10 protein-coding genes are annotated in these 13833 nt (G+C 71.2%); 7 read left to right on the top strand and 3 right to left on the bottom strand.

Annotated features, from left to right (window positions below; genetic code table 11):
* Nucleotides 1–544 (bottom strand): DEAD/DEAH box helicase (locus J7E87_RS01115; RefSeq protein WP_215089020.1); only part of this gene is annotated, 544 nt, incomplete at its 3' end.
* A gap of 345 nt (nucleotides 545–889) precedes the next feature.
* Nucleotides 890–1093, bottom strand: a complete 204-nt coding sequence (locus tag J7E87_RS01120; RefSeq protein WP_095578638.1) for a cold-shock protein — start codon at nucleotides 1091–1093, stop codon at nucleotides 890–892.
* A gap of 471 nt (nucleotides 1094–1564) precedes the next feature.
* Between J7E87_RS01120 and J7E87_RS01125 the strand changes: the two genes are divergently transcribed.
* The 6 genes from J7E87_RS01125 (at nucleotide 1565) to J7E87_RS01150 (ending at nucleotide 11055) form a co-directional block, all read left to right on the top strand.
* A complete protein-coding gene (locus J7E87_RS01125; protein WP_215089021.1) occupies nucleotides 1565–3274 on the top strand; it encodes a CocE/NonD family hydrolase in 1710 nt (569 codons plus the stop codon).
* 287 nt (nucleotides 3275–3561) lie between these two features.
* Nucleotides 3562–3984, top strand: coding sequence for a hypothetical protein (locus J7E87_RS01130; protein ID WP_215089022.1), 423 nt, complete (start codon nucleotides 3562–3564; stop codon nucleotides 3982–3984).
* A complete protein-coding gene (locus J7E87_RS01135) occupies nucleotides 3974–4630 on the top strand; it encodes a hypothetical protein (protein WP_215089023.1) in 657 nt (218 codons plus the stop codon). The genes J7E87_RS01130 and J7E87_RS01135 overlap by 11 nt, the downstream gene beginning before the upstream one ends.
* A 2-nt stretch (nucleotides 4631–4632) precedes the next feature.
* A complete protein-coding gene (locus J7E87_RS01140; RefSeq protein WP_215089024.1) occupies nucleotides 4633–9402 on the top strand; it encodes a putative T7SS-secreted protein in 4770 nt (1589 codons plus the stop codon).
* A gap of 13 nt (nucleotides 9403–9415) precedes the next feature.
* Nucleotides 9416–10192 (top strand): hypothetical protein, encoded by a 777-nt coding sequence (locus J7E87_RS01145; protein ID WP_215089025.1) that lies wholly within the window; start codon nucleotides 9416–9418, stop codon nucleotides 10190–10192.
* Between the two features lie 44 nt (nucleotides 10193–10236).
* Nucleotides 10237–11055, top strand: a complete 819-nt coding sequence (locus J7E87_RS01150; RefSeq protein ID WP_215089026.1) for an SDR family NAD(P)-dependent oxidoreductase — start codon at nucleotides 10237–10239, stop codon at nucleotides 11053–11055.
* Between the two features lie 14 nt (nucleotides 11056–11069).
* On the opposite strand, the gene J7E87_RS01155 is transcribed toward J7E87_RS01150, so the two are convergent.
* Nucleotides 11070–11612 carry an FABP family protein gene (locus J7E87_RS01155; protein ID WP_215089027.1) on the bottom strand — a complete coding sequence of 181 codons (543 nt, stop codon included), beginning with the start codon at nucleotides 11610–11612 and terminating at the stop codon, nucleotides 11070–11072.
* Nucleotides 11613–11723: 111 nt separating this feature from the next.
* On the opposite strand from J7E87_RS01155, the gene J7E87_RS01160 reads away from it, so the two are divergent.
* On the top strand, nucleotides 11724–13832 hold the full coding sequence (locus J7E87_RS01160) for a DUF4139 domain-containing protein (RefSeq protein ID WP_215089028.1): 2109 nt from the start codon (nucleotides 11724–11726) through the stop codon (nucleotides 13830–13832).
* Nucleotide 13833 lies beyond the last annotated feature (1 nt).

Here is a 13833-nt window from a genome sequence, read left to right on the forward strand (position 1 = left end):
CGATCGACATCCCGCCCACCACGGTGGTCATCCGCAGCTTCAGCGACCGGGCATACGGAGTCAGCGCGTCGGTGACCTGCTGCGCAAGCTCCCGCGTGGGAACCAGGACCAGAGCCAGCGGCTGACGCGGCTCCGCCCGCCGGCCCGCGGTACGCGCCAGCAGCGCCAGACCGAAAGCGAGGGTCTTGCCCGACCCCGTACGGCCGCGGCCCAGCACGTCCCGGCCCGCCAACGAGTTCGGCAGCGTCGCCGCCTGGATCGGGAACGGCTCGTTCATGCCGAGCTCGGTGAGTATCTTCAGCAGTTCGACCGGCATGTCCAGTTCGCCGAAGGTCACGGCGGCGGGGAGGGCCGGGGTGATGGTGACGGGCAGGGCGAATTCGCCCTGCGGCGCGGAGGGACGGCGTCCGTAGCCGCCGGAACGGTTGCCGGGGCGGCCTTGGCCCTGCCCCTGCGGGCGGAAGCGGGCGCCGCGGTCGGAACCGGCGGAGCCCCCCTTGCGGGGGTTGGAGTAGCGGTCGTTCGTGCGAGCAGAGCGGTTCATGCAGAACCTTCCTCGATATGGCACGTATCGAGGAATTCTCGGCGAAATGGCCGAAAGAATTGCAAGAACGAGCCGGATAAGAACTGGGACGAAGCCGGCCGCACCGGCGCAGAAAACAGTGGCGCCTGGCGTCAGAATTCCAGGAATCCATCGGAATGGGCGGCTGGGGGCCGGAATAGAGGTGGCGGGCGGACCTGCGTCCGGCCGGAGCCAATGGGGTTCGTCCCGCCGTACGGCGGGACGACAGCGCCTGCCGTCACGGCGTGTCGGGCGAACCCCGCACACAGCAACGAGCTGGGGCCCGCACGCAAGGTGCGGGCCCCAGCTGCGTTGTACGGGTCAGCGTCAGGCGGGAACGATGTTCTCGGCCTGCGGGCCCTTCTGGCCCTGGGTGACGTCGAAGGTCACCTTCTGGCCTTCCTGGAGCTCACGGAAGCCCTGGGTGGCGATGTTCGAGTAGTGGGCGAAGACGTCGGGGCCGCCACCATCCTGCTCGATGAAACCGAAACCCTTTTCCGCGTTGAACCACTTCACGGTGCCAGTAGCCATGTCAAATCTCCTTCGGGGCACGGGGGTCCGCACTGCGCGAACCCCGGCGTCGCCGCGATGATCGCCCCGTCCGGAAAACAGTACCGGAAATACAAAAGTGCCCGACGGAATAAAACCGTCAAAGGCACTTGAAGTCTACGGGAACCACAACTGCAACTGGATCAAGAGTAGCACGGCGCGGGCATCGCACATTATGAACCTGAGGCAACAGATATTCGCCGTCCGGACTGCTCAGCACCGTCCGGCCGATGACCGCCACCGACGCTGCGGCGGCCGAAAGAGCGTCCGAGGCACGGGATCGCGCGATCGGCGACTTGGACACGCGCAGGCATCCGGCCTCCCGGCCCCTACTCGCGGGTAATTTGGCTGATCATCGTCTCACTGCGGCTGGTTCTGCACCTCTACGCTCCGATCACCGCGCCGGTGGGCGGTGCCTTCGTGGCACGACGGTCCGAGCCAGATGGAGCTCCAGTGAAACGAACGCAACGCCACGGCGAACACCGCGCCAGGGTCCGAACGAGTACCGCCGCCGTCGCCGCGGCACTCGCCCTCGTCGGAACGGTCGCCGCGGCACCCGCGGCACCCGCGGCACCCGCGGCACCCGCCTCAGCAGCCCGGGGGGCGGAGCACGCGGCAGCCCAGGCCACAGCGGAATCCTCCTTCCGCCTCGCCGACATCCCAATGACGGACGGTGTCGTCCTCAAGGCGAATGTGTTCACCCCCGCCCCCGGCACACCGGGCGCCGATGCACATGGCCGCTACCCCGTGATCGTGCAGCCGGCCAGCTGGGGACAGAACGACCTCGAGTACGTCCTCCAGGGCAAGAAACTCGCCGCGGGCGGCTACATCGTGCTCACCTACACCGTCCGTGGCTTCTGGCTCTCCGGGGGCGAGGTCGACGTCGCGGGGCCCAAGGACGTGGCGGACATCTCGTCGGTCATCGATTGGGTCCTCGCCCGGACTCCGGCCGATCCGCAGCGGATCGGGATGACCGGCCTCTCCCTGGGTGGCGGCCTGACTCTGATGGGGGCCGCCGCCGACCCGCGGATCAAGGCGGTGGCCGCGATGAGCGGGTGGGGGGACCTGGTCGACTCGCTGTACAGCGGCGAGACCCGGCACCTCCAGGCCGCCGCCGCACTCACCGCCGTACAGGCGCCCACCGGTCGCGAAAGCGCCGAGTTCCGGCGGATGCTGGCCCGCCTCTTCGCCGACCGCGACACCCCTGACGTCATCAGATGGGCGCGGACCAGGTCCCCCGAGACCTACGTGGACCGCATCAATGCCAATGGCACGGCCGTCTTCATCGCCAGCGCGTGGGGGGACAGCATCTTCAACCCCAGCCAGATCACTGCCTTCTACCGGAAGCTCACCGGCCCCAAGCGGATCGAGATGCGTCCCGGCGACCATGCCACGCAGGAGGTCACCGGCCTGCTGGGGCTGGACAACGCCACCTGGGCGAGCGCGCTCAGGTGGTTCGACGAGCACCTCAAGGGCAGCGGCGGCACACCCCGGCCGCCGGTGGAACTGGAGGTGCGGCCCAGCAGGGCACACGAGACTTATCCGACCTGGCAGGCCGTCAGTTCTCGCACGGACCGACTCCGGCTCGGCAGAGCGGACTTCTTCGGCACAGGTGAGCTCAGCGGCGCCGGCCCCGGGAGCAGCGGCGCGGCTGGAACAGGGTGGCGGACCACGGTCGTCGGCGGTACCAACTCCGGCGCCGACGGCGGCATCACCGAACTGTCCGGGCTGCTCGACCAGGTCGCCAAGCTGCCGCCCATCGTCGTGGTCCCGTTGTTGCCCCGCTGGGCCGGAGCTGTTTGGCAGTCGGCGCCGTACTCAACCACGCAGCACATCCGCGGAGCGGCCGGGCTGCATACGACCGTAACCGCCTCCATGCCGGAGGGCACGGTGATCGCCTACCTCTACGACGTGAACTCCCTCGGCGTGGGAAAGCTGATCTCCCACGCCCCGCAGAGCTGGACCGGCAGGACGCCCGGGCAGGCCTTCCCCCTCGACATCTCGCTCTTCGCCACCGCCTATGACGTGCCCGCAGGGCACCGACTGGCTCTGGTCCTGGATACCAAGGACCCGCTGTACGGCGGTCGCTCACCGCTGGGCAGCGAGGTGTCGTTCGGCTCGCCGGAGGACGACCCGTCCGAACTGGTGCTGCCTCTGCGCTGAGCGCCGAGCCGTATGCCCCTCAGCCGGGGAAACTGAGCCGGACCTGACGGTCGGGGTTGTCCTTGTTGGTGTCGCCGACCTCCGTGAAGGCAACACTGATCGTCATCGCATGGGTGGTAAGGCACCCGGGGCCACCAGCGCGTCCCGCCCGCGAGGACCGGGCACGGCCGGCGACTCCCGTGCCCTGAGACCAGTCGGCCCCGAGCGGACCTTCACGAGAACCGACCCTGCCATGTCGCGCGTCCTGATCCACGGTGCGATCAGACACCTACGACGAGGGAGGGACCGTGGAGCAGGCAAGGACAGCGCTCGCCGAGCGAATTGCCGAGCAGAGAAGGGGAGTCGGTGACCCTCGCGGGCTGGTCGGTGAGATGCGGCGCTCGGTCCTTCTGGTGCCGACAGCTGGCGGAGGTCTCTGGTCGGCGCGGTCGGGCGGGGTGCGGTGGATCTGCGGGTTCACCGACGAGGCCGCACTGACCCGGTTCGCCCTGCTTCACGCATCCGGTGATCAGCCCATGGACTACGCGGCGTTGCTGGGCGCGCGCATCGTCGACGAGGTCGTGCCGTCCCTGGACGAGCCCGCAGGCCTCGCCGTCGACATCGCCACCGAGGACGGGTCGATGTTCTTCCCACCGGTCGTCGGCATCGTTCCGGACGGCGTCGCCGTCGACTCAGGTGAGGCAGAGGAAGGGCGCGGCCATGGGCGGTGACGGGGCGGATCTGAACTTCGACAAGGCGTCCGTCGCGAAGTTCACGCAGGGCGTGGGCGCGGCCATCGACCAGCTCGGTGAACTCGGCGGCGCCACCGGTTCGGTGATGGGCAAGGGCTTCTCGGAGCTGTCGATGACCGGGATGGAGGCTGGACACCACGGCCTCTCGGTCGACTTCGAGGACTTCTGCGAGCGCTGGGAGTGGGGTGTGCGCGCCCTGGTGAGCGACGCCGGCGCGATCGCGAACCGCCTCGGCCTGGCGGCGGGCACCCAGTGGGAGCACGACCAGTACGTCGAGGGCGCACTGAAGGTGGGCGTCAACTCCGTGATGGGCGGCAACCCGCACGCCACCGAGGAGGAGATCACCCAGCAGAACTGGGGCGATGTGTTCACACCGGACTACCTGAACCCGGACTGGAGCGCCGAGTCGTGGGACCGGGCCGGTCAGGAGATGGGGCAGACGTGGAAGGACACCGGCCGCACTGTCCTCACCGAGGGCCAGGGCGGCCGGCAGTCGGAGATTCTCAACGACGCGCTCGGCATCTCCGACGAGCAGTGGAACCAGGCGCTGGACGACACCTTCGGCCCGTCGCCGGAGGAGCGCGCCCAGCAGGCGCAGCAGCAGGGTGAGTCCGGGGGGAACTGACCATGGGTATCGGCGACTTCATCAGTGACATCACGCCCGACTCGGTCGAGGACGCGGTCGAGGACGGCGTCGAGTGGGCCGGCAACCGGGTCGAGGACGCCGGGAACTGGACCGCCGACCGGCTGGACGACGTCGGCTGGGAGTCCGGTGCGGACTGGGTGCGCGAGCAGTCCCGTTCGGTCGCCAATCGGATGGGCGCCGAGGTCGACGAGATGGACCTCGGACAGACCGAGGACAAGGCCAAGCTGATATACGGCAGCCCGGACAAGATCACCTCCACCGCCAAGAAACTCCGTGCCTTCCAGACGGCCTTCGACAGCTCCGCCGAGGGCCTCAAGGGCCTTGACTCCTCCCAGCTCAAGGGCGAGGCGGCCGAGGCGCTGCGGGCCGCCGTGCGCACCCAGCCGCCCAAGTGGTTCACAGGAGCCGACGCCTGCGAGAAGGCGGCCGGCGCGCTGTGGGCGTTCGCCGGCACGGTCACCTGGGCGCAGGGACAGGCTCAGACGGCGATCGAGAAGTGGAAGGAGGGCACCAAGGCCTCCGCGGACGCCGCCGGCGCGCACCGCAAGAAGGTCGACGACTTCAACGGCGCGGTCGACCGGTACAACGCCCAGCCCGCCGACAAGCGCGACCCGTCGACGCTGCCGCCCCGCCCCGCCGCGACGTTCGAGGACCCCGGCAAGAAGCTGCTGCAGGAGGCGCAGGACATCCTCGCCGAGGCCCGCAAGCAGCGGAACACGGCCGCGGAGACCGCGCGCACCGCGGTCCGCGCCGCGCGTGACAAGGCTCCGGAGAAGCCCTCGTACGCCCAGCAGTTGGGCCAGGGGCTCCAGGAACTGCAGATCATGGGAGACCACGTCGGCGGCGGCGTCATCAAGGGCACCGCGGGCCTGTTGAACTTCGTCCGCGGGATCAACCCCCTGGACCCGTACAACATCACGCACCCGGCCGAGTACGCCACCTCACTGAACAGCCTCGCGGCGGGTCTTGTGGTCGCGGCCAACGACCCGATCGGCACCGGGCGTCAGATGGTCAGCGACTTCATGAAGGACCCGTACGAGGGCTTCGGCCGTCTGCTACCCGACGCGGCGCTGACTGTGGCCACCGGCGGAGGCGGCGCCGCGGTGAAGGGTGTGCGGATCGCCGCGGACATGGCGGACGCGGCGAAGGCGCGCAAGCTGGTCGACGACTCCCCCGACGGTACCCACCGCATCCCGGACGGCGACCGCGACGCCGGCGGCGACCCGGTGGACCTCGCCACCGGCCGGATGTTCCTGCCCCAGACCGATGTCGAACTGCCCGGCATCCTGCCGCTGGTCTTCACACGCCGCACCGAGTCCGGTTGCGCGGTGGGCCGCTTCCTGGGTCCCGCCTGGACGTCCACCGTCGACGAACGCCTGGAGATCGACGCCGTCGGCGTCGTCCACGTCACCGCCGAAGGGCTCCTGGTCCCGTACCCGCACCCGGTCCCCGGCGCGCCCACCCGGCCGGAGACGGGCAGGGCCCGCACCCTGCTGGCACGCGACGCCGACGGCGACTACACGGTCATCGACCCCGACAGCGGCCTGACCTTCCACTTCACCGCCCCGTCCGGCAGCGAGCCGGGCGGCGACGGCGACGCCTGGCTGTCCGGGATCACCGAACGCAACGGCCACTCCCTCGCCGTCGACCGCACCGAGGACGGCCTGCCGCTCGCCCTGGTCCACTCGGCGGGCCACCAGGTGAAGCTGTCCGTCGCCGACGGCCTGGTCACCGCCCTGTCCCTGGCAGGCGCGGGCGAGGGCGGCGCGGACCTGCCTCTGATGAGTTACGGCTACCAGGACGGCGACCTCACCGCCGTCACCAAGCCGTCCGGCGCCACCACCGCCTTCGTCTACGACGACCGCCGCCGCGTCATCGCCTGGATCGACTCCAACGCAAGCCGCTACGACTACGTCTACGACGACCGCGACCGCGTCGTGGCGGAGGGCGGCGAGGCCGGCCACATCCAGATCACCCTGGCGTACACCGAACCCGACCCCGGGACGGGCCACCACACCACCACGATCACCACCGCCGAGGGGCACGCGACCCGGCACACGTTCGGCCCCGGCTGCCGTCTCCTGGCCATCACCGACCCGCTCGGCCACACCACCCGGTTCACCCACGACCCGCGCGGCAACACCCTGTCCCGCACCGACCCGCTGGGCCTCACAACCTCCTTCTCGTACGACGAGCACGACCGGCTGATATCCGCCGTCCGCCCCGACGGAAGCGAACTGCACACCGTGCGTGGCCTGTTCGGCCTGCCGGTGGAGGTCTTCGGGCCGGACGGCGCCCGCATGGTCCATGAGTTCGACGAACGCGGCAACCGCACGGCGGTCACCGACCAGGCAGGCACCACCACCCGCTACACCTACGACCACGGCGGCCGGCTCACCTCGGTCACCGACGCCCTCGGGGCCACGACCCGCGTGGTGTGCGACGCGGTGGGGCTGCCCGTGGAGGTGACCGACCCGGCCGGTGCCATCACCCGCACGGAGCGCGACGCCCTCGGCCGCCCGGTCCGCGTCACCGACCCGGTGGGCGGGGTCACGCACCTGGAGTGGGACGCGGACGGTCAGCTCGCACGCCGCACGGGCCCCGATGGTGCGGTGGAGTCATGGACCTACGACGGCGAGGGCAACCTCCTCGCCCGCACCGACGCGTCGGGTGGCGTCTCCCGCTTCGAGTACACCCACTGCGACCTGCCGGTCGCCCGCACCGGACCGGACGGCGCGCGCCACGAGTTCGAGCACGACGCCGAGCTGCGCCTCACCCGCGTGGTCAACCCGCAGGGGATGACCTGGAGTTACGAGTACGACGCCGCGGGCAACATCGTCTCCGAGACCGACTTCGACGGCCGCACCCTGACCTACCGTGTGGACGCCGCGGGCCGGCTCGCCGCCCGCACCGACGCGCTCGGCGGAACCATCTCGTTCATCCGTGACCAGCTCGGCCAGGTGACCCGCAAGGACGTCGACGGCCAGGTGACGACCTACGCCTACGACAGGGCGGGACGCCTGCTGGAGGCGGCCGGGCCGGCCAGCGGACTGCGGTACCAGTACGACCGCCGCGGGCTCACCAAGACCGAACTGGTCGACGGCCGCCCCATCATGTACGCGTACGACGTCCTGGGCCGCCGTACGCGCCGCACCACGCCCACGGGTCACGTCACCTCCTACGCCTACGGCGCCGACGGACAGGCCCACCGCCTCACCACCGGCGGCCACCGCGTCGACTTCACCCACGACGCCGCCGGACGCGAACTGGCCCGTGTCTTCGGCGACGCGATCACGATGACCTCCGCCTGGGACGAGGCCGGACGGCTCTCCGAGCAGCACATCACCACCGGAGGACGCGCCGTCAACAGCCGCGCCTACTCCTACCGCGCGGACGGTCACCTGACCTCCGTCGCGGACCGGCTGTCGGGCACCCGCACCTTCGATCTCGACCGGGCGGGCCGGGTCACCGCCGTCCACGCCCAGGGCTGGACGGAGCGGTACGCCTACGACGACGTCGGCAACCAGACCTCGGCGTCCTGGCCGTCCGGCCACCCCGGCAGCGAGGCCACCGGACCACGCTCCTACACCGGAACCACCCTCACCCGCGCCGGAGGGGTCCGTTTCGAGTACGACGCCCTCGGTCGGGTCACCCTGCGCCAGAAGACCCGTCTCTCCCGCAAGCCGGACACCTGGCGCTACGCGTGGGACACGGAGAACCGCCTCACCTCCGTCACAACCCCCGAGGGGACCCGCTGGAGGTACCGCTACGACCCGCTCGGCCGCCGTGTCGCGAAGCAGCGCCTGGCGGCCGACGGCGAGCGCGTGGTCGAGGAGGTCAGGTTCACCTGGGACAGCCTGACCCTGTGCGAACAGACCAGCCACCAACCGGACCTCCCGCACACGGTCGCCCTCACCTGGGACCACCGTGCCGACGTCCCCTTGGCCCAGACCGAGCGCATCCTCACGCCCGACGAACGCCAGGAGGAGATCGACCGACGCTTCTTCGCCATCGCCACCGACCTCATCGGCACTCCCACCGAACTGATCGACGAGTCCGGCGACATCTCGTGGCGCTCCCGGGCCACCCTGTGGGGCACCACCGCCTGGGCCCGCGACAGCAGCACGTACACCCCGCTCCGCTTCCCCGGCCAGTACTTCGACCCCGAGACCGGCCTCCACTACAACTACTTCCGCCACTACGACCCGGAGAGCGGCCGCTACACCTCCCCGGACCCCCTCGGCCTCGCTCCCGCCCCCAACCCCCTCGCGTACGTGGACAACCCGTACACCGGGTGCGACCCGCTGGGCCTCATGCCCAAGTACACGAAGGAGGAGAAGGCACAGAAGGCACGGGAGGACGCCCACAAGGCCCTGGATGACGTCATCCAGAGGGCGCAGGACGGCAAGATGAAGAAGGCCGGCAACTACCACGCGCACGACCATGGCTTCACTGAGGACATGGTCATAGAGATCCTCAAGAAGCCGGACGCGGTGTACCACTCGACGGCGGGCAGCGGAAACCTGATTTTCCGTCAGGGTGAGGACATCGTGGTGGTCCGGGCTGACCGTCAGGGGGCAGGCAACGTCATCACGGCATACGGTTCGTCCGGCATCAAGGGTCCTTCCGGGGCCGAGGCGCTGGGCGGCTTGCCCACCGATCCCGGTAAGCCGATTACGCACGCAGACGTGGTGGAGGGCAGGATTCCGGCCAAGAACGGCTACATGGCTCCCGCGGAGCAGGTCAGATGAGGCGGCGTTCACCATGAGAATCACCATCGACGACAACTGGACCGCGACGACGACGGCCGATCCGCTGCACATCACCCCGCGCTTCGATTTCCGGGACTTCCGTGTGCGCATCGCGACATACCAAGACGTCGAGGAACGTGGGCGGTTCCTTCTGGACACCTTCGGCAGTCAGCCCTGGCTGTGGGACACGCCTGACGAGCTCCGGTTCGACCAGCGGAACCTCGAACTGGTCGGCGCCGAGTTTCAGATCGCCGGTGAAGGCGCCGACGCCGAGGACTCTGCCCGCGTTCCCGCCACACCCCCCGTCCGTCCGGGCGGTCTCCGCGCGGACGAGGCCCGGGACTTCCGCCTGGAGGTGACCACGGAGCTCTGCCGCGCCCCCGGAGACACTGTGCTCACCTGCCTGCGCGACCTCGACGTCCTCGACGAGCCGCTGGAAGCTCGCATCGGAATCGCCCCCGACGTGGCACTCCTCGTCCAGGACGGCACCGTCGTCGGCTGGAGCCTCACCGACCCGGCCCGGTACCTGACCACCGGATTCGCCACCCCCGACCCCAACCCGCCCTCCCCGGCCACTCGGCTCCTGTTCACCGAATGCCTGGACCTCATCACCACACCGCTGTTGGACGCGGTGAGGCGCCGGGATCCGGCCGCCCTGGCCAGTCTCCGGGCGCTCGACCACAAGCTGCGGAACCAGCGCGAGGACCGGCACCGGACCGATGCTCTGCTCGCGCTCATCGGCGAACTGGTCGAGGACTACGCCGACCGGCCGGCGAAGCCGAAGCCGTGAATAGGATCACGACGACGACAGACGACGACGGAGGCTCGACGACCATGGCGGACCAGCGCGTGTACCTCGTGACCGGCGGCGGGACGGGCATCGGCGCCGCGACCGCCCGGCTGCTGCACGAAGCGGGGCACCACGTGGTGATCTCGGGGCGCCGCCCCGAACCGCTGCGGCTCGTCGCGGAGGAGACCGGAGCCCTGGCCGTCCCGTCCGACATCGGTGACCCCGATGCGGTACGGGCACTCGTCGACACGGCCGTCGCCGCGCGCGGCCGCCTCGACGGGCTCGTCCTCAACGCCGGTATCGGGCGCGGCGGAAGTGTGGGCGAGGTGACGCTGGAGGACTGGGACGCGGTCATGCGCACCAACCTCACCGGCCCGTTCCATCTGCTGCGCGCCGCGCTCCCTCATCTGCTCGACGCCCGGGGCGCAGTGGTCGCGGTCGCCTCGGTGTCCGCCCTGCTGAACGGCGTGGGCAATGCCGCCTACGCGACCTCCAAGGCGGCGCTGCTCCAGCTCTGCCGCTCGCTCGCGGTCGACTACGGGGCCGCGGGCCTGCGCGCCAACACCGTGTGCCCGAGCTGGGTGCGCACCGACATGGCGGAGCGCCGGATGAGCCGGTTCGCGGACGAAGCGGGACTGGGTGCGGGCGGTGTCGACGCGGCGTACGAGGAGGTGACCCGTGTCCTGCCCGCCGGGCGTCCCGCTGAGCCGCGCGAGGTCGCCGAGGCCGTCGCCTGGCTGCTCTCGCCCGCCTCCTCCTTCGTCAACGGGGCCGTCCTCACCGTCGACGGCGGCGTGACCGCCCTCGACCCCGGCACGCTCGCCTTCGACTTCCGGATCGAACCGCGAGCACCGCACGCCTGACGCCTGACGCCTAATCAGGGCTTCCGTCGAAGCCGTGCCGAAAGGTGGTGCTGCAGGGGCTGACCGACCGCCGCGAGGTCATGGACGAAGTCGAGCGTGTCCTCGTCCGTCACGGTGTAGCGGCGGCGGGTGGCGTTCACCTCCTTGGCCGTGGGGGTGAGAGCCACCTCGTGGGTGATGAGGTCGACCGTGCCGGCGTCGGCGCTGCCGACCAGAATCTCCGCGATGCCGGTGGGCTGGGTGATCAACGCCTCGACCCGTCCATCGGGTTGGAGCCGCCACCAGCCGCTCTCCCGGGCCGACGGACGCAGCGGGGTACCGTCCGCGCCGAGCAGCCAGGCGCGCGCCTCGTAGTGGAGAAAAGGCCGCCCGTCGTGGCTGAAGGTGACCTCCTGCGCGTACGTGAACTCCTCGTCGAGCGTCGGATATCCGCCCCGGCCCCGGCCGGCCCAGGTACCCAGCAGCCCGATCACCGGCGCGAGCAGTGCGTGCGGTGCGGGTGCGTCGTCCGGTCGCAGGGCGTCGGGATACGGGAGCTTGTGGGCGGGGTCGAACATGAGGTGCGCTCCTGGGTCGAGGCCGGTGCCGGACGGCAGCTTAGGCGGACGCGCGAACCGGCCGGGCGTAGGCTTCGCTCAGCATGGACGCGGCGGCGGGGGGCGTAGCACATGACGGCTGAGACGACACGGAGATGGGGGTCGACCCTCGATTCGGTCGTGGTGTACGCGCAGGGCGCGATCTGCCGCCGCCTGGCCCGGGGCAGCGTGCCGCCCGACGGCCGGGTACGGGTGACGGGACTGCCCCGCTCGCTGGACCCGGGTTCGCTGCGAGCCCATGTCCTGGGCGCCCCCGGGGTGCGCGTCACCGAGGCCCGGGTGGAAGTCGAGGCAGAGCCGCTCGCCACGGGCACGCCCGACGAGTCGCGGCGCGAGGTCGAGCGGCTGAGAGACGCTTACGCCGCGGCCCTGGGACGCCGGGACCGACAACTGAGCCTGATCGAGGAGGTCAGGGCTCTCCACCCGGTCCCACCTGCCCGCAGGCGCGAGGACCCGCACCGCCACACCCCGGTCGACGAGTGGCTGGAGCTCGCCGACTTCGTCGACGAGCGGCTGACGGGACTGCACAACCGCCTCGTCGAGCTGGAGGAGGCACTGCGCAACGTCGAGCACGAGCTCACCGCCGCCGCCGACAGGCTCGCCCGCGCCTCCACCGACGCGCCGTCAGCGCATGTGGAGACCACGGTCTGCGCGGTCCTGACCCTCATCGGCACCGGTGACGCGGAGGTGGAGCTGGAGCTGGAATACGGGGTGCCGGGCGCCGTCTGGGTGCCGGCCTACCGTCTCACTCACCGTCAGGGCGACGGCAGCGGCCGTCTGGTGCTGCGCGCCTCGGTCGCGCAGCGGACCGGCGAGGACTGGACCGGCGTGCGCATCGCCCTGGCCACCGCCGATCTTCGGCGCCGCACCGACCTGCCGAGGCTCCGCTCGATCCGGATCGGACGCAGTCAGCCCGCCCCCGCGCCTTCTGGCTGGCGCGAGCCCCCGGCCGGGCTTGTCGACCTGTTCACCGGGTACGACGCGGCAGGCCCTGGCCCGGCGACGACCGCCGCACCCGCGGCTGTCGGGGCAGGCTCCGCGCCCGTGGGTACCGCGGGCGGCTCCGCGCCAGGTCCCGTTCCGCCACCGCCGCCTCCCCCACCGCCGGCACCGCAGGGCTACGGCGGTCCGCCGGCCGCGGTCCCGGTGCCCGGCGGCACGTACGGCGCTCCCCCGGAAGTCTTCGGCGGCGGGATACCCGACCTCGCGCAGCCAACGGCCCGGTCACGGCCGGCCGGCAGGCCGGGTGCCGGCGGCAGGCCCTTCGCGGGTGCCCCCGCCGCCATGGCGCCCGCGGCTCCTGGCCGGGCTGCGCCGCCACCCCCTCCGGCACCGGTAGCCGGTCCGCCGCAGCCGAGCGGCGCCGAGCTCGACTACGCCGCCCTCGTGCTGTGCGGCCCCGACGAGCAGGGCGGTCGCAGAGGCCGGCTGTTTCCCGATTCTCCCTTCGACCCGGTGGCGGCCGAGTACCGCCGCCGCGCCGAAGCCGTAGCCGCGCTGCCGCTGCCCGGACAGGCCGTGCGGCCCCGCGAGTCGGCGGGTTCCTTCGACCACCGCTTCGATGCCACCGCCCGAGCCGACATTCCGTCGGACGGCACCTGGCACACCGTCACCGTCGGCGAGATCCCGGTCGGCCTGCGTACCGAGTACCTCTGCGTGCCGTCCGTGGAGCAGACCGTGTACGCGACGTTGGTGCTCTCCAACGCCACCGACCAGGCACTGCTGGCCGGCCCGGTGGAGGTCACCGTCGACGACGACTTCCTGCTGACCGCCGCACTGCCCACGCTCGCCCCCGGCGGTGTCCGCCGGGTGGGGCTCGGGCCGGCCGAGGACATCCGGGTCACCCGCCGTACGAACGTGCACGAGTCGACCTCGGGCCTGCGCAACAACACCACCGTGCTCGACCACCGCGTCCACGTGGAGCTGGCCAACCGGCTCGCGAGGGCCGTCACCGTCGAAGTCCGCGAGCGGGTGCCGGTCAGCTCCGAACCGGACGTCCGGATCGAGGAACGGGCCGACTGGACGGCACCCGAGGAAGGCACGGGGCCCGATCGCCATGCGCCGGGCACCCGCGTCTGGCGGCTGGACCTGCCCGCAGGCGCCACCGCCGCCCTCGACGGCGGCTACGAGATCCGCATCCCGACCGGCAAGGCCCTGGCCGGCGGCAACCGCAGGAGCTGAC

Origin of the sequence: Streptomyces sp. ISL-1 (genome assembly GCF_018614585.1) — a bacterium.
GTDB lineage: Bacteria > Actinomycetota > Actinomycetes > Streptomycetales > Streptomycetaceae > Streptomyces > Streptomyces maoxianensis.